Source organism: Streptomyces sp. NBC_00876 (assembly GCF_045207435.1).
Taxonomy (GTDB): Bacteria; Actinomycetota; Actinomycetes; order Streptomycetales; family Streptomycetaceae; genus Streptomyces.
Map to the genome: position 1 here is coordinate 5,373,487 of NZ_CP108800.1, position 16,249 is coordinate 5,389,735.

16 protein-coding genes are annotated in these 16,249 nt (G+C 71.4%); 9 read left to right on the forward strand and 7 right to left on the reverse strand.

All coding sequences use genetic code 11. The features are described from left to right. Positions 1-73: 73 nt before the first annotated feature. Positions 74-1,027: a DeoR/GlpR family DNA-binding transcription regulator gene (locus OG782_RS23725; protein ID WP_406454080.1), complete on the forward strand. Its 954-nt coding sequence runs from the start codon at positions 74-76 to the stop codon at positions 1,025-1,027. A gap of 131 nt (positions 1,028-1,158) precedes the next feature. Here the strand turns inward: OG782_RS23725 and OG782_RS23730 are convergent, their stop codons facing one another. Beyond that, positions 1,159-1,815, reverse strand: coding sequence for a TetR/AcrR family transcriptional regulator (locus tag OG782_RS23730; protein ID WP_406454082.1), 657 nt, complete (start codon positions 1,813-1,815; stop codon positions 1,159-1,161). Between the two features lie 166 nt (positions 1,816-1,981). Further along, entirely contained in the window at positions 1,982-3,736 is a 1,755-nt protein-coding gene (locus OG782_RS23735) for an acetyl/propionyl/methylcrotonyl-CoA carboxylase subunit alpha (protein WP_406454084.1), read from the reverse strand. Between the two features lie 394 nt (positions 3,737-4,130). Here OG782_RS23735 and OG782_RS23740 point away from each other — a divergent pair, with 394 nt between their 5' ends. Then, positions 4,131-4,595, forward strand: coding sequence for a hypothetical protein (locus OG782_RS23740; protein ID WP_406454086.1), 465 nt, complete (start codon positions 4,131-4,133; stop codon positions 4,593-4,595). 7 nt (positions 4,596-4,602) lie between these two features. On the opposite strand, the gene OG782_RS23745 is transcribed toward OG782_RS23740, so the two are convergent. The 4 genes from OG782_RS23745 to OG782_RS23760 form a co-directional block, all read right to left on the reverse strand. Continuing rightward, entirely contained in the window at positions 4,603-5,226 is a 624-nt protein-coding gene (locus OG782_RS23745; protein ID WP_406454088.1) for a Maf family protein, read from the reverse strand. Between the two features lie 84 nt (positions 5,227-5,310). Beyond that, positions 5,311-5,439: a morphogenic membrane protein MmpB gene (gene mmpB / locus OG782_RS23750; protein ID WP_406454090.1), complete on the reverse strand. Its 129-nt coding sequence runs from the start codon at positions 5,437-5,439 to the stop codon at positions 5,311-5,313. 137 nt (positions 5,440-5,576) lie between these two features. Then, positions 5,577-5,783, reverse strand: a complete 207-nt coding sequence (locus tag OG782_RS23755) for an acyl-CoA carboxylase epsilon subunit (protein WP_406454092.1) — start codon at positions 5,781-5,783, stop codon at positions 5,577-5,579. Between the two features lie 14 nt (positions 5,784-5,797). Then, positions 5,798-7,381 carry an acyl-CoA carboxylase subunit beta gene (locus OG782_RS23760; RefSeq protein ID WP_406454094.1) on the reverse strand — a complete coding sequence of 528 codons (1,584 nt, stop codon included), beginning with the start codon at positions 7,379-7,381 and terminating at the stop codon, positions 5,798-5,800. 158 nt (positions 7,382-7,539) lie between these two features. Here OG782_RS23760 and OG782_RS23765 point away from each other — a divergent pair, with 158 nt between their 5' ends. The 5 genes from OG782_RS23765 to hutH all read left to right on the forward strand — a co-directional run bounded on the left by OG782_RS23765 (position 7,540) and on the right by hutH (position 13,615). Beyond that, entirely contained in the window at positions 7,540-8,403 is an 864-nt protein-coding gene (locus tag OG782_RS23765) for a biotin--[acetyl-CoA-carboxylase] ligase (RefSeq protein WP_406454096.1), read from the forward strand. Positions 8,404-8,536: 133 nt separating this feature from the next. Next, positions 8,537-9,721, forward strand: coding sequence for an adenylate/guanylate cyclase domain-containing protein (locus tag OG782_RS23770; RefSeq protein WP_406454098.1), 1,185 nt, complete (start codon positions 8,537-8,539; stop codon positions 9,719-9,721). Between the two features lie 120 nt (positions 9,722-9,841). After that, on the forward strand, positions 9,842-10,654 hold the full coding sequence (locus tag OG782_RS23775; protein ID WP_406454100.1) for an enoyl-CoA hydratase/isomerase family protein: 813 nt from the start codon (positions 9,842-9,844) through the stop codon (positions 10,652-10,654). Between the two features lie 146 nt (positions 10,655-10,800). Next, positions 10,801-11,994 carry a diguanylate cyclase domain-containing protein gene (locus OG782_RS23780; protein ID WP_406454102.1) on the forward strand — a complete coding sequence of 398 codons (1,194 nt, stop codon included), beginning with the start codon at positions 10,801-10,803 and terminating at the stop codon, positions 11,992-11,994. Between the two features lie 70 nt (positions 11,995-12,064). Then, on the forward strand, positions 12,065-13,615 hold the full coding sequence (gene hutH / locus OG782_RS23785) for a histidine ammonia-lyase (protein ID WP_406454104.1): 1,551 nt from the start codon (positions 12,065-12,067) through the stop codon (positions 13,613-13,615). A 62-nt stretch (positions 13,616-13,677) separates the two neighbouring features. On the opposite strand, the gene OG782_RS23790 is transcribed toward hutH, so the two are convergent. Then, the gene (locus OG782_RS23790) at positions 13,678-13,965 is read right to left on the reverse strand and encodes a hypothetical protein (RefSeq protein ID WP_406454106.1); all 288 of its coding nucleotides are present in this window, start codon (positions 13,963-13,965) and stop codon (positions 13,678-13,680) included. 151 nt (positions 13,966-14,116) lie between these two features. Between OG782_RS23790 and OG782_RS23795 the strand changes: the two genes are divergently transcribed. Beyond that, entirely contained in the window at positions 14,117-14,518 is a 402-nt protein-coding gene (locus OG782_RS23795) for a hypothetical protein (RefSeq protein WP_406454108.1), read from the forward strand. Positions 14,519-14,804: 286 nt separating this feature from the next. Then, positions 14,805-16,076: an Ig-like domain-containing protein gene (locus OG782_RS23800; protein ID WP_406454110.1), complete on the forward strand. Its 1,272-nt coding sequence runs from the start codon at positions 14,805-14,807 to the stop codon at positions 16,074-16,076. The last annotated feature ends 173 nt before the right edge of the window (positions 16,077-16,249 follow it).

Consider the following 16,249-nt stretch of genomic DNA (forward strand, 5'->3'; position numbering starts at 1 on the left):
CTTGTGTGTACAACTTCTGCAATTCGGCGCAAACTGCTGAAAACTCTCGGGCGGTCACGTTACTGTCAGTTCTGTGTTCGCTGCAGAACGTCGTCAGTTGATCCTCGAAATGGTGCGTGCCAACGGGGCGGTATCGCTCCGTGAGCTCGCCCGCGTCGTCCAGACCTCCGAAGTGACCGTACGGCGGGACGTGCGGGCACTGGAGGCAGAAGGACTCCTCGACCGCCGGCACGGCGGTGCGGTTTTGCCGGGCGGTTTTACGCGGGAGTCCGGCTTTCCGCAGAAATCCCATCTCGCCACCGCGGAGAAAACGGCCATCGCCGACCTGGCCGCCGGTCTCGTCGAAGAAGGCGAGGCCATTGTGGTCGGAGCCGGTACGACCACGCAGGAGCTGGCCCGCCGGCTCGCGCGGGTCCCCGGGCTGACCGTGGTCACCAATTCACTGCTGGTCGCCCAGGCGCTGGCCCATGCCAACCGGGTGGAAGTGGTGATGACCGGGGGCACTCTGCGCGGTTCCAACTACGCCCTGGTGGGCAGTGGGGCCGAGCAGTCGCTCCAGGGGCTGCGGGTCTCGCGCGCCTTCCTGTCCGGAAGCGGGCTCACCGCCGAACGCGGGCTCTCCACGTCCAACATGCTCTCCGCGAGCGTGGACCGGGCGCTGGTGCAGGCCGCCGCGGAGGTGGTGGTCCTCGCCGACCACACCAAGCTCGGCTCCGACACCATGTTCCAGACCGTGCCGACGGATCTCATCACCCGTCTGGTGACGGACGAACCGGCCGGTCACGACGACCGGGCGGCCGCGGAGCTCCAGGCCCTGGCGGACCAGGGGGTGCAGATCGCGGTGGCCGGTGCCGGAGGCGGCCCCGCCTCGGCCGACCCCGCGCCACCGGGCCGGGCCGCCCGGCGCGACATGCCCCTGCCGGGACAGCGGCGCACCCATGCGCAGCAGTTGCGGGGGGCGGCGGTGCTGGCGGAGCAGGGCGGGCAGGGGGACCGGGGCAGAGTGGCGGACCTGCGCCGCCGGTAGCGGGGCGGCGGTATCGGGAAGCCTGTAGCGGGACGGCGGTGCGGGTGCGGGTGCGGGTTCCGGGGGCGCTGCCCCCGTACCCCCGCTCCTCAATCGCCGGAGGGGCTGGATTGGCCGCCGGTGGGGCTGGATCAGCCGCCGGTGGGGCTGGATGAGTCGGTGGTGGGGCTGGATTGGCCGCCGGAGGGGTTCGAATCCCCCTTCAGGCCGCGCAGCGTCAGCGTCAGCAGCCGTCCGGCGAGTCCCGGATCGTCCGGTGACTGCTCGGCGGCCAGGGCGATCGCGTTCGTCAGCTGCATCAGATCGTCGATGGACACATCCGCGCGTACCGAGCCGCTCGCCTGTGCCCGGGCCAGCAGCACCGAACCCGCCTCGCGCATCGGCACATTGCACCGCGCGAGGGCCGAAGTCTCGTCGCGGCACGTCGACATGAGCGCCTGGGCCAGCCCCCGGTACTCACCCGCATGAGTGACGATCGCACCCAGCCACTCCACCAGAGCGGCGCACGGCCGCTCCGCCGCGGCCAGTTCGCGGGAGCGGGTGATCAGTGAGGTGACCGCCTCCTGGAAGACCGCGCTCATCAGGGCGTGCCGGGTCGGGAAGTGGCGGTACAGCGTGCCGATGCCCACCTCCGCACGCCGTGCGACGTCCTCCAGGGACGCGTCGGTGCCGTGTTCCGCGAAGGCGGTGCGGGCCTCGGTGAGCAGCCGGTCGTAGTTGCGGCGCGCGTCGGCGCGCATGGGCCGGTCCGGCGTGCGTGCCGGTGTCCGTGCCGTGCTCATCGCCATTGCGCAGTCCTCCCTGTTCCGCCCCTGGGTCCAGGATGCCATCGCGCAACCGGAGGTGCTCTCCGTAACGACGGACGAGGAAGGCCTCGCGCGGAAATGACCGGCGCCCCGCTCACGTCCTATGACATGAGCGGGGCGCCGGTGGATCAGGTGGGGCGGTGCGGGGTCAGTCCTTGATCTCGCAGATGACGGCACCGGAGGAGACCGAGCTGCCGACCTCGGCGGCCAGGCTCTTGATCGTGCCGGCCCGGTGGGCGTTCAGCGGCTGTTCCATCTTCATGGCCTCCAGGACGACGATCAGATCGCCTTCCTGGACTTCCTGGCCCTCTTCGACGGCGATCTTCACGATCGTGCCCTGCATCGGGGAGGCGAGGGTGTCGCCGGAGACCGCCGAGCCGGACTTCTTCGCCGCGCGGCGCTTGGGCTTGGCGCCCGCCGCGAGTCCCGTACGGGCCAGGCTCATGCCCAGCGACGAGGGCAGCGAGACCTCGAGACGCTTGCCGCCGACCTCGACGACGACCGTCTCGCGGCCGGACTCCTCGTCCGCCTCCACGTCGGCGGGAGCGGCGAACGGCTTGATCTCGTTGACGAACTCCGTCTCGATCCAGCGGGTGTGGATACGGAACGGGTCGCTGGTGAACGCCGGGTCGACGACGACCGCGCGGTGGAACGGGATGGCGGTGGCCATGCCCTCGACGTTGAACTCGGCCAGCGCACGGGCCGCGCGCTGAAGTGCCTGTGCGCGTGACGCACCGGTCACGATCAGCTTCGCCAGCAGCGAGTCCCAGGCCGGGCCGATGACCGAGCCGGACTCCACGCCCGCGTCCAGGCGGACGCCGGGGCCGGTCGGCGGGGCGAAGACGGTGACGGTGCCGGGCGCCGGCAGGAAGCCGCGGCCCGGGTCCTCGCCGTTGATCCGGAACTCGAACGAGTGGCCGCGCACGGCCGGGTCGCCGTAACCGAGCTCCTCGCCGTCGGCGATGCGGAACATCTCGCGCACGAGGTCGAGGCCGGTGACCTCCTCGGTGACCGGGTGCTCCACCTGGAGGCGGGTGTTGACCTCCAGGAAGGAGATCGTGCCGTCCGTGCCGACCAGGAACTCGACCGTGCCGGCGCCGACGTAGCCGGCCTCCTTCAGGATCGCCTTGGAGGCCGCGTACAGCTCCGCGTTCTGCGCCTCGGACAGGAAGGGGGCCGGGGCCTCCTCCACGAGCTTCTGGTGACGGCGCTGGAGCGAGCAGTCACGGGTCGAGACGACGACCACGTTGCCGTGGCTGTCGGCCAGGCACTGGGTCTCCACGTGCCGCGGCTTGTCCAGGTAGCGCTCCACGAAGCACTCCCCGCGCCCGAAGGCGGCGACGGCCTCACGGACCGCGGAGTCGTACAGCTCCGGGATCTCCTCCAGCGTGCGCGCGACCTTCAGCCCGCGCCCGCCACCGCCGAACGCGGCCTTGATCGCGATCGGCAGCCCGTGCTCCTCGGCGAAGGCGACGACCTCGGCGGAGCCCGAGACCGGGTCCGGGGTGCCCGCGACGAGCGGGGCACCGGCGCGCTGGGCGATGTGACGGGCGGCGACCTTGTCACCGAGGTCCCGGATCGCCTGCGGCGGCGGGCCGATCCACGTGAGACCGGCGTCCAGCACTGCCTGGGCGAACTCGGCATTCTCGGAAAGGAATCCGTAACCCGGGTGGATCGCGTCCGCCCCGGAATCCTTGGCCGCCTGGAGCACCTTGGCCATGTCCAGGTAGCTGGAGGCCGGGGTGTCACCGCCCAGAGCGAATGCCTCGTCGGCCGCACGCACATGCAGAGCGTCGCGGTCCGGGTCTGCGTAGACGGCCACGCTCCCGATTCCCGCGTCCCGGCAGGCCCGAGCAACACGGACAGCAATTTCGCCACGGTTGGCGATGAGCACCTTGCGCACGATGGCTCCCTCCTTGAAACAAGCTGAGTTTAGGGACTACCGACACGGCCTTACGACCCGTCCCCAATGGTGAGCTTGCCCACACGGAGTGTGATTCGAGGCTTGCTCGAGTCGCGAAATCCCTTGTGCCACCACGGTACGCCGGGTCGCATGACCGCACAGTAGCCGTGAGGTGTGGTCCAGGTCTCTGTCTGCACAGGCAGCGACACCCCGTGTTTCTTTGTGGAGTTCCCACTAACGGGCACGAGATTCTTTGCGCGACGCACGAGGGCGCCCACAGAGGGCGCGTAATGCCGGGGTGGATAGGGGGGTGCGAAGGTTGACGCACCCCCTTGTCGTGGGCATTACCCGTTAGTAGGGTCCGCGCTATCGCACGTACTACAGGTAACAGGGGGTGAGCGCAGTGGTGCGCAGGCCGGTGGCTTTCATAGCCGCGCTCGTACTGTTCGCGGAAGCCGTGGGCATCGTGATCATCAACGTTGTCCTGGGGACGGTGGTGAAGAACCAGGACATGTCCATGGCCGGCACGGACCCCGGAGTCATGTCCAAGGGCACCTGGGTGCTGGGCGGCGTCTCGGGACTGTTCCTGGTGCTGTGCGGTGTACTGCTCCTGCTGGCCGGCATCCGCGACCGCGCCCCGGGCCGCGCCGCCCGGACCGTGCTCATCTCCTGCGCCGTCATCCACGGGGTGCTGGGCGCCCTGACCGTGGGTCTGGTCGGCTGGACCGCGTTCGTGTTCATGATGGTGGTGCTCGGCCTGATCGTGCTGACGCTGGTGGCGTACGGCTCCGCAGGCGAGGAGCCGGCCGTCCGGACCGAGCCGGAGCCCGAGCAGCCGGCGGCCCCGGCGCCCGCCTGAGGGACGGTCAGTCCGAGACCCACAGGTCGGTGACCGAGAGCCCCAGCTCGCCCAGCAGCCTGCGCAGCAACGGCAGCGAGAGCCCGATGACATTGCCCGGGTCCCCGTCGATGGAGTCCACGAACGGTGCCGAGCGCCCGTCGAGCGTGAAGGCGCCGGCGACGTGCAGCGGTTCGCCGGAGGCCACGTAGGCGGCGATCTCGGCGTCCGTCGGTTCACCGAAACGGACCGTGGTGGACGCGGTCGCCGACGCGGTGCGACCGCTCGCGGTGTCGGTCAGGCTGTGCCCCGTCCGCAGTACACCGGCGCGGCCGCGCATGGACTTCCAGCGAGCCGTGGCCTCCTCGGCGTCGGCCGGCTTGCCGAGCGCCTCGCCGTCGAGATCGAGCACCGAGTCGCACCCGATGACCAGGGCCCCCGCCGCCTCCGGCAGCCCGGCCACGACGGCCGCCTTGGCCTCGGCGAGCACCAGCGCGAGCTCGCCCGGCGTCGGGGCGCTCAGCGCGTCCTCGTCCACCCCGCTGACGATCACCTCGGGCGCGAACCCGGCCTGCCGCAGGAGGCCGAGGCGGGCGGGGGAGGCGGAGGCGAGCACGAGACGGCGGCGAGCGGGATCAGTCATGAGCGTCATCGTACAAAGGGGGCGGGGGCCCGGTATCCGTGCTCGGCACGGCCGGGCCCGCCGCCGCCACCGGCGGCACCGTGCGGGACCGCGTCACCGCGTCCCGAGCACGAACATGGCCACCACCATGGCCAGGGCAAGCACCAGCCCCGCGCGGCGCATCATGTCCTGCATGTCGCGCAGCTCTTTCGGGGGCTTGTTCTCGGGATCGGACCACAGCATGCGAACGATCCTGCTGCGGGCACCGGCGCCGCGCCTGAGTACCTGTACTCAGCCCCCCGGCGCGTACGGACCAGATCCTTCCGGAACACGCCCCGGGCCCGGACCCCGCAGGGGATCCGGGCCCGGGGCGGCCGCGGTTATCCGGGCCAGTACGTGCGCGCCCAGGCCCGCGGTCCCGGCATATGGCGGCCGCGCCGGGCCGGCCGGGCCGGGTCGGACCACTGTGCGGGCAGCTCCGGCGCACCGGACGACACGGCGGACGCCGCCGCGGCGCGCGCCCGGACCACCGCGAGTGCGGCGGCCAGCTCCTCCGGGGTCGGGTTGCCCCGTACGACCTTGATCATGGCCAGGACCCTTTCTAGAGGGGGATGTTGCCGTGCTTCTTCGGGGGCAGCGACTCGCGCTTGGTCCGCAGCTGCCGCAGCCCCTTGACCACCTGCGCCCGGGTCTCGTGCGGCATGATCACCGCGTCCACGTAGCCGCGCTCGGCCGCCACGTACGGGTTGAGGAGCGCGTCCTCGTAGTCCGCCATCAGCTCGGCGCGGGTGGCGTCCTGATCCTCGGCGGCGGCGATCGTACGGCGGTGCAGGATGTTGACGGCGCCCTGTGCGCCCATGACGGCGATCTGCGCGGTCGGCCAGGCGACATTGATGTCGGCGCCCAGGTGCTTGGAGCCCATGACGTCGTACGCGCCGCCGAACGCCTTGCGGGTGATCACCGTGATCAGCGGGACCGTGGCCTCCGCGTACGCGTAGATCAGCTTGGCGCCGCGGCGGATGATGCCGCCGTACTCCTGGTCGACACCCGGCAGGAAGCCCGGCACGTCCACGAAGGTCAGCACGGGCACGTTGAACGCGTCGCACGTCCGGACGAACCGGGCGGCCTTCTCGCTCGCGTTGATGTCCAGGCAGCCGGCGAACTGCATCGGCTGGTTGGCGACGATACCGACCGGATAACCCTCCACCCGGCCGAACCCGGTGAGGATGTTCGGCGCGAACAGCGCCTGGGTCTCCAGGAATTCGCCGTCGTCCAGCACGTGCTCGATCACGGTGTGCATGTCGTACGGCTGGTTCGCCGAGTCGGGGATGAGCGTGTCGAGCGCGCGGTCCTCGTCGGTGGTGGCCAGGTCCGCCTCCTCCGGGAAGGCCGGGGCCTCCGAGAGGTTGTTCGACGGCAGGTACGACAGCAGCGACTTGACGTACTCGATGGCGTCCTTCTCGTCGCCCGCCATGTGGTGCGCCACACCGGAGGTGGTGTTGTGGGTACGGGCGCCGCCGAGCTCCTCGAAGCCGACGTCCTCACCGGTGACCGTCTTGATGACGTCGGGCCCGGTGATGAACATGTGCGAGGTCTGATCGACCATGACCGTGAAGTCGGTGATCGCGGGGGAGTACACCGCGCCGCCCGCGCACGGTCCGACGATCAGGGAGATCTGCGGGACGACACCCGAGGCGTGCACATTGCGCCGGAAGATCTCCGCGAAGAGACCCAGCGCCGCCACGCCTTCCTGGATGCGGGCGCCACCGCCGTCGTTGATGCCGATGACCGGACAGCCGGTCTTCAGCGCGAAGTCCATCACCTTGACGATTTTCTCACCGTAGACCTCGCCGAGCGAGCCGCCGAAGATGGTGAAGTCCTGCGAGTACACGCAGACGGGGCGGCCGTCGACCGTGCCGTACCCGGTGACGACACCGTCTCCGTACGGCCGGTTCTTCTCGATCCCGAAGTTCGTCGAGCGGTGCCGGGCGAATTCGTCGAGCTCCACGAAGGAACCCTCGTCGAGCAGGAGACCGACCCGCTCGCGCGCGGTCAGCTTGCCCTTCGCGTGCTGCTTCTCCACCGCGCGCGCCGACCCCGCGTGGGTCGCCTCGTCGATGCGGCGCTGCAGGTCCGCGAGCTTGCCCGCGGTGGTGTGGATGTCGATCTCTTCCGGCTCGGACATCGGGTGGCGGCTCCCTGCCTGGTCACGGGGGACGACTGCGCTGCTGGTCAGCGGATGAACCGCTGACGGCCCGCAGCGCCGAACGGCTACTGATCCGTAGCGTATCGGCGCGGATACGGTTCGGCAGTGCGTCGTTTGACACACCTAGGGTGGCTTGCATGACACCTTCGGATGCGTCTCACAGCCGTTGGTCGGACCTGGACCGGCCGCCCCTGAACGTTCCCGCGCTGCGGCGTGGACTGCTGCGGCCGGACGGCCTGTGGACCGCCCTGGACGTGGTGACCCGTACCGGCTCCACCAACTCCGATCTCGCGGGGCGCGCGGCCTCCCTCGCCCAGGGCACCGTCCTGGTCGCCGAGGAGCAGACCGCGGGCCGGGGGCGGCTGGACCGGACCTGGACCGCCCCGGCGCGCTCCGGGCTGTTCTTCTCCGTCTACCTGACCCCCGGCGACGTCCCCGTGCAGCGCTGGGGCTGGCTGCCGCTCCTGGCGGGCGTCGCCGCGGCGACCGGCCTGGCGAAGTCGGCGGGCGTCGACACCGCGCTGAAGTGGCCCAACGACCTGCTGGTCACGGTCGACGGGCAGGAGCGCAAGACGGGCGGCATCCTCGCGGAGCGGGCCGGTGACGGCGTCGTCATCGGCATCGGCCTCAACGTCTCCCTGCGCGAGGACGAACTGCCGGCCCCCACGGCCGCCTCACTGGCCCTCGCCGGCGCCGTGTCCACCGACCGCGAGACGCTGCTGCGGGGCGTGCTGCGCTCACTGGAGCAGTGGTACGGGCAGTGGCGGGCGGCGGACGGCGACGCGGCGGCGAGCGGCCTCCAGGAGGCGTACGCGGCGGGCTGCGCCACGCTCGGCCGGACGGTGCGGGCCCAGCTGCCGGGCGATCGCACGCTCACCGGGGAGGCGGTCGCGATCGACGGCGACGGGCGGCTGGTCCTGTCGACCGGCGACGGGCTGCGGGAACCGGTGTCGGCGGGCGACATCGTGCATCTGCGCGGGGCCGGGGGCGGACTGACCTGAGCCGCGCCCGCACGGCGCGAAGCACTCCGGTAACGCCTGGACGACGTGAGGTAGGGCACACCTGCCGTATCGTTGAGGCGATCCACCGACAGATCGGCAGGGCAGTGCGCAGGGAACGGGCAGGAGGCGGCTGGTGACCGTCGACGACACGACCTCCGGCGCGGGCACACAGCCCCCGTCGGACTCCTCGGTCCACGCGACACCGCATCACGAAGTCGACCACACGGTGGAACCCACCGACGACCCCCTCGCGATCAGGCTGGAACAGCTGATCCTGGGCGCAGACCGGCGCTACACGCCGTTCCAGGCCGCCCGGACCGCGGGGGTCTCCATGGACCTGGCGTCCCGGTTCTGGCGGGCCATGGGCTTCGCGGACATCGGTCAGGCCAAGGCGCTGACCGAGGCGGACGTGCTGGCGCTGCGGCGGCTGTCCGGTCTGGTCGAGGCCGGGCTGCTCAGCGAGCCGATGGCGATCCAGGTGGCCCGGTCGACCGGGCAGACCACCGCCCGGCTGGCGGAGTGGCAGATCGATTCGTTCCTGGAGGGCCTCACCGAGCCGCCGGAACCGGGCATGACCCGTACCGAGGTCACGTACCCCCTGATCGAACTGCTCCTGCCGGAGCTGGAGGAATTCCTGGTGTACGTGTGGCGGCGCCAGCTCGCCGCCGCCACCGGCCGGGTCGTCCAGGCGGCGGACGACGAGGAGATGGTCGACCGGCGTCTGGCCGTCGGCTTCGCCGACCTCGTCGGGTTCACCCGGCTGACCCGCCGGCTGGAGGAGGAGGAGCTCGGCGAGCTCGTCGAGTCCTTCGAGACCACCTGCGCCGACCTCGTCGCCGCGCACGGCGGCCGGCTCATCAAGACCCTCGGCGACGAGGTCCTCTTCGCCGCCGACGACGCGGGCACCGCGTCCGAGATCGCGCTGCGTCTCGTCGAGGCCATGGCCCTGGACGAGACGATGCCGGCGCTGCGCGTCGGCATCGCGTTCGGCACCGTCACCACCCGGATGGGCGATGTCTTCGGCACCACGGTGAACCTCGCCAGCCGGCTGACCTCGATAGCTCCGAAGGACGCCGTCCTGGTGGACGGGGCGTTCGCCGAGGAGCTGACCCGTACCGGCGACGCCCCCGTCTCCGAGGCCCAGGCCGCGCAGGACGCCGCGGCGGCCGCCGAGCGGGCAGAGAAGGAGGGCGCGGACGGCGAGGAGCCGAAGCCCGTGCCCAAGTACCGCTACGGGCTGCAGCCGATGTGGCAGCGCCCGGTGCGCGGCCTCGGCATCGTCGAACCGTGGCTGCTGGCCCGTCGCGGCACGTCCTGACCGAGCCCTGCCCCCTTCACCGGGGGAGAGCTCCGGGGTCTCTCGCCGGGGCCGGGCCGGATTCAAACGAAAGACCCTAGGATCCCTCCGGTAACGCTCGTTAACCGGAGGGGTGCAGTCATGACCGTCACGTCGGAGCAGCGGTTCGGGGAGTTCGTCGCCGTGCGGGGCCACGAGGGCCTGGAACACGTCGCCGAGCTGGTTCTCGACCGGCCCAAGGCCATGAACGCGGTGTCCACGGACATGGCCCGCTCGATCGCGGCCGCCTGCGCCGCGCTCGCCGCCGACCCCGACGTACGGGTCACCGTCCTCACCTCGAGCCACGAGCGGGCCTTCTGCGTGGGTGCGGACCTCAAGGAGCGCAACTCCTTCACCGACGCGGACCTGGTGCGTCAGCGGCCCACCGCGCGGGCCGCCTACACCGGTGTGCTCGAACTGCCGATGCCGACGATCGCCGCGGTGCACGGTTTCGCGCTCGGCGGCGGATTCGAGCTGGCCCTGTCCTGCGACCTGATCGTCGCCGACCGGACCGCCCTGGTGGGCCTGCCCGAGGTCTCGGTCGGCGTCATCCCGGGCGGCGGCGGCACGCAGCTGCTGCCGCGCCGGGTCGGGGCGGCGCGCGCCGCCGAGCTGATCTTCACCGCCCGCCGGGTGCCGGCCGCCGAGGCGCGGGAGCTGGGGCTGGTGGACGAGCTGGTCGCGGAGGGCGAGGACCGGGCCGGGGCGCTGGCGCTCGCCGGCCGGATCGCGGCCAACTCGCCGGTGGGGCTGCGGGCGGCCAAGCGGGCGCTGCGGCTGGGGCACGGGCTCGATCTGCGGGCCGGCCTGGAGGTCGAGGACTCCGCGTGGCGGTCGGTGGCCTTCTCCGGGGACCGGGCTGAGGGTGTGGCCGCGTTCAACGAGAAGCGGAAGGCGAACTGGCCCGGCGAGTGACGCGGTGAGTGACCCCGACGAACGGCTCGGCGTACGAAGCCGCCCACTGCCCGGCGCGTGACCCTGGGTGACCGATCTCCGACGTGATGAGCATGGCGGGAGCGGCAAATCGGTCAAATCATCACAAATCTACATAAGCTGTGGTGATGGGTGGTGATGATGCGCGGCTGCGGGCCGTGGTTTCGCTTGCGCAGGCGATGGCGGCGGCGCACACCCCGCGGGGGTGCTGGCGAGCGGCCGCGCTGGGGGCGTGCGAGGCGCTGGGCGGCAGCTTTGCCGCGCTGTCGGTCTGGGAGCGCGGGCGCGGGCGGCTGCGGGTCCTGGTCAACGCGGGCGAGCGGGCCGAGGGGGAGGAGGAGTTCCCCGACGACGAGGTGTACCCGGTCCATCAGTTTCCGGAGATCACCGAGTTCCTCCATGAGCGGTGGGCCGGGGGTGGTGAGCCGGACGCCTGGGTGGAGACCGCCGACGGGCCGCTGGAGCCGGAACCCGTGGGCGATGCGCGGGGGGCGGGGGTGGCGGGTGCGCACGGTTACGGGCACGGCTACTGCCATCAGCGGGTGGCGGGTCTGCGGCGGCGCGGGCGCGGCTGCTGCGTGGTCGCGCCGATCGTGCTGCACGGGCGGGCCTGGGGTGAGCTCTATGTGGCGCGGCCGGTGGGGGAGCCGGTGTTCGGCCGCCGGGACGCGGACTTCGCCACTGTGCTGGCGGCCGTCGTGGCCGCCGGGCTCGCCCAGACGGAGCGCCTGGAGGAGGTGCGCAAGCTCGCCTTCACCGATCCGCTGACGGGCCTCGCCAACCGGCGGGCCGTCGACATGCGGCTCGACGAGGCGGTGGAGCGGCACCGGGCGGACGGTTCGGTGGTCAGCCTGGTCGTCTGCGACCTCAATGGCCTGAAGTGGGTCAACGACACCCACGGCCATGCGGTCGGCGACCGGCTGCTGGAACGTTTCGGCTCGGTGCTCTCCCGGTGCGGGGCCATGCTGCCCGGTGCGCTGGCCGCCCGGCTCGGCGGGGACGAGTTCTGCCTGCTGGCCGCGGGTCCCGCGGCGGACGAGGTGGTCGCGGTGGCCACGGAGCTGTGCGAACGGGCGGCCGAGCTGGAGTTCGGCAACGGGGTCGCCTGCGGGATCGCGTCCACCGGTGATCCGATCGGCCCGGTGGTCTCCGCGCGCCGGCTCTTCCGGCTCGCGGACGCGGCCCAGTACCGGGCCAAGGCCGCCCGCTCCGTCAAGCCCGTGGTGGCGGGGCGCGACGGCGAGGTCATCCGGCTGGCCGACTCCCCGCCGAAGGCCGCCCACGACCGCCGCCGGCTGCGCGGGAACCCCCCTGAGTCCTGACCGGGCCGGTAAGGGGTCAAGGCGGCGACCACTAGTGACATGAAGGGTTTCAGTCCGTACGCTTCTGAATATGGATATGCATACAGTCGTGGTGGGGACGTCCGGCACCACCGCTCAGGACGTCATCGCCGTGGCCCGCGGCAACGCCCGCGTCGAGCTCTCCGCCGCCGCGGTGAGCGCCCTCGCCGCCGCCCGCCGGATCGTGGAGGCGCTCGCCGCCAAGCCCGAGCCGGTCTACGGCGTCTCGACCGGATTCGGCGCGCTGGCAAGCCGCCACATCAGCCCGGAGCTGCGCGCGCAGCTCCAGCGCAACATCGTCCGCTCGCACGCCGCCGGCATGGGCCCGCGGGTCGAGCGCGAGGTCGTCAGGGCGCTGATGTTCCTGCGGCTGAAGACGCTCGCCTCCGGCCGCACCGGCGTACGGCCCGAGGTCGCGCAGACCATGGCCGACGTACTGAACGCCGGGATCACGCCCGTCGTTCACGAGTACGGATCGCTCGGCTGCTCCGGCGACCTGGCACCGCTCTCGCACTGCGCGCTGACCCTGATGGGCGAGGGCGACGCGGAAGGCCCCGACGGGACCGTGCGGCCCGCGGGCGAACTCCTCGCCGCCCACGGCATCACCCCGGTCGAACTGCGCGAGAAGGAGGGCCTGGCCCTCCTCAACGGCACCGACGGCATGCTCGGCATGCTCGTGATGGCCCTCGCCGACCTGCGCGGCCTCTACACCTCGGCCGACATCACCGCGGCCCTCTCGCTGGAGGCCCTGCTCGGCACGGACAAGGTCCTCGCCCCCGAGCTGCACGCCATCCGCCCGCACCCCGGCCAGGGCGCCAGCGCCGACAACATGCTGCGGGTGCTGGCCGGTTCGGGTCTCACCGGTCACCACCAGGACGACGCGCCACGCGTCCAGGACGCCTACTCCGTACGCTGCGCGCCCCAGGTCAACGGCGCCGGCCGCGACACCCTCGCGTACGCCGCGACCGTCGCCGAGCGCGAACTGGCCGCCGCCGTGGACAACCCCGTCGTCCTGCCCGACGGCCGGGTCGAGTCCAACGGCAACTTCCACGGGGCCCCGGTCGCCTACGTCCTGGACTTCCTGGCGATCGTCGCCGCCGACCTCGGCTCGATCACCGAGCGCCGCACCGACCGGCTGCTGGACAAGAACCGATCGCACGGGCTGCCGCCGTTCCTCGCCGACGACGCCGGCGTCGACTCCGGCCTGATGATCGCCCAGTACACCCAGGCCGCCCTGGTCAGTGAGATGAAGCGGCTCGCCGTCCCCGCGTCCGCGGACTCGATCCCGTCGTCCGCGATGCAGGAGGACCACGTCTCGATGGGCTGGTCGGCCGCGCGCAAGCTCCGTACCGCCGTCGACAACCTCGCCCGGATCGTCGCCGTCGAGCTGTACGCGGCGACCCGCGCCATCGAACTGCGGGCCGCACAGGGGCTGACCCCGGCCCCCGCCTCGCTGGCCGCCATCGAGGCGCTGCGGGCGGCCGGCGTAGAGGGTCCGGGCCCGGACCGCTTCCTGTCGCCGGACCTGGCGGCCGCGGACGCCTTCGTCCGGGCGGGCGGGCTCGTGGCGGCGGTCGAGCCGGTCACGGGGCCGCTGGCCTGATCGCCGGCGTATGCGCGCAAGCGGCCACCGGGACAGACCCGGTGGCCGCTTCCGCGTACCGGTCAGAGCGCCGGCTGCGGACCTCCGCGACGGCCCGAGTACGCGACGAAGCCGGCTCCGATGCCCAGGAACGCCATGCCGCCGAGGAGATACGGCGTCGTGTCGACGCCGGTCCCGGTGTCGGCGAGCGCGCTGGGGCCCGTACCCGGACCGGTGGCGGCGGCGCTGTCGCCGGCCCGGCCCGGTGCCGGTGGTGCGTCGCCCGCGTTGGCGGACGGGACGAACCACAGGGCGCACAGCAGTGTTCCCGCGGCGGTCGCGGTCAGGAGCGGGCGGCGGGTGATGGCCACGGAATCGATCCCCCTTGTGACAGCCCGAGTCGGGCCTGTGGCCGATGCTAATGAAAGCAGCGGGTCGCAGGAAAGGCGTGGCGGCCGGGAGCTTACGCTCCGGCTCATGAGCACTTCTGAGTCATCACGATTCGTTCGCCTTCGTGTCGAAATGGTGTTGGAGATCACGGACGCCGATGCCCTGAGCGGGACCGCGCTGGAGAGCCTCGCGGCCGAGTACGGGGAGCCCGGCGGCGATTCCGCCGAGGAACGCACGCATGCCGAGACCGCGGTGCGGGAAGACGGTGCGGAGGCCCTCGCCTCGCTGATCGATCCGTTCGACCTGGTCAGTGAGGTGCCCGGGGTCGAACTGACCCAGGCCTCCTGGAGCAGCGAGACCATCGACTACGACCCGCAGGACCCGGATGCGTGGGATCTCGATGACGGCCGGGACGAGGACGGCGAAGGGTACGACGACGAGGACGACGAGGACGACGGCGACGAGGGCGGCGTCGGCGTCCCGCACAATGGGCAGGAGGACGACAAGGACGGCAGTACGGAGCGGCGGGCCTAGCGGGTGGAGACACCGGCCCCGGCCCGCTTCCCGCGGACCGGGGCCGGTGTGCGTGACGACCGGTGAGCCGGGTCGCGGCCGTGCCGGCCGGCCGGGCTCCGCACCGGCGGACACACAGGTGATCAACGGCGGGAACCAACGCCGTCACCACCGCGTCGATGAGTGGTGTTCCCCACATCTGAGGCAGATGTGGAACGGAGGACCCATTCCAGGTGTTCTTGGAGCATTGACGGGGTATCGCCGGCCGGCGGCCTTGCTCGGGGTTTTTATGGGGATTTCGGCAACGATGGAGAAGCGTGTGATGACGGACAGCAAGCGGCGCAGGGGCCTCATGGCCGCGTCCGCACTGCTCGGCGGCGTGCTGGTGCTTTCGGCCTGCAGCGACGGCGGCGACAAGGGCGGTCCCAGCCCCGAGAGCTCGAAGAAGTCGCAGGCGGCCGAGGTCGACAAGGCGGCGGCCGAGGAAGCCTCTCAGGCACAGATAACGATCTCGCCGAAGAACGGTGCGACCAACGCGAGCATCAACAACGACGCCAAGGTCACCGTCACCAAGGGCAAGCTGACCGTCGTCACGCTGACCACCTCGGCCGGGGCGAGCGTCAAGGGCACCCTGTCCGCCGACGGTACGAGCTGGCGGCCGGACGCCCAGCTGGAGCGTTCGACCACGTACAAGATCAATGCGACGGCGCAGGACTCGAAGGGCCGCGAGGCGCACGAGAACTCCTCCTTCACCACCGTGTCGCCCACCAACAGCTTCATCGGGAACTTCACCCCCGAGGACGGCTCCACCGTCGGTGTCGGCATGCCCGTCTCGATCAACTTCAACAAGGCGATCACCGACAAGAAGGCCGTCCAGGACGGCATCACGGTGACGTCCTCCAGCGGCCAGCAGGTCGTCGGCCACTGGTTCAACGCACAGCGTCTGGACCTGCGCCCCGAGGACTACTGGCAGGGCGGCTCCACCGTCACCCTGAAGCTGGCCCTGGACGGCGTCGAGGGCGCGGACGGCGTCTACGGCGTGCAGCAGAAGACGGTCACCTTCAAGGTCGGCCGCAACCAGGTCTCGACCGTGGACGCCAAGACGCACACGATGACCGTCACCCAGGACGGCAAGACGATCAAGACCATCCCGATCTCGGCCGGTTCGTCGGAGAACCCGACGTACAACGGCCAGATGGTGATCTCCGAGAAGTTCAAGGAGACCCGGATGGACGGCTCGACCGTCGGCTTCACCGACGACGACGGCAAGGGTGAGTACGACATCAAGGACGTGCCGCACGCCATGCGGCTGTCCACGTCGGGCACCTTCATCCACGGCAACTACTGGGGCGCCAAGTCGATCTTCGGCAGCGCCAACACCAGCCACGGCTGCGTCGGCCTCTCCGACACCAAGGGCGCCGGGGACGCCAGCGCGCCCGGAGCCTGGTTCTACAACAACTCCATGATCGGCGACGTGGTCATCGTCAAGAACTCCCCGGACAAGACCATCCAGCCCGACAACGGACTCAACGGCTGGAACATGACCTGGGCCCAGTGGACGGCGGGTTCCGTGGCCTGAGCCGACCGGACCCGTCCTCCTCGCCCCGGGCAGGACCCCTGATCGGCACCAAGTCCCGTACGCCAGGCGGCGGCACCGGATCCCCACGGATCCCGGAGCCGCCGCCTTCGGCGTTCCCGGCCGTTCTCATCCCGCTCTCATCGTGGCCTTAACCCACCATCACAAGCGGTTCC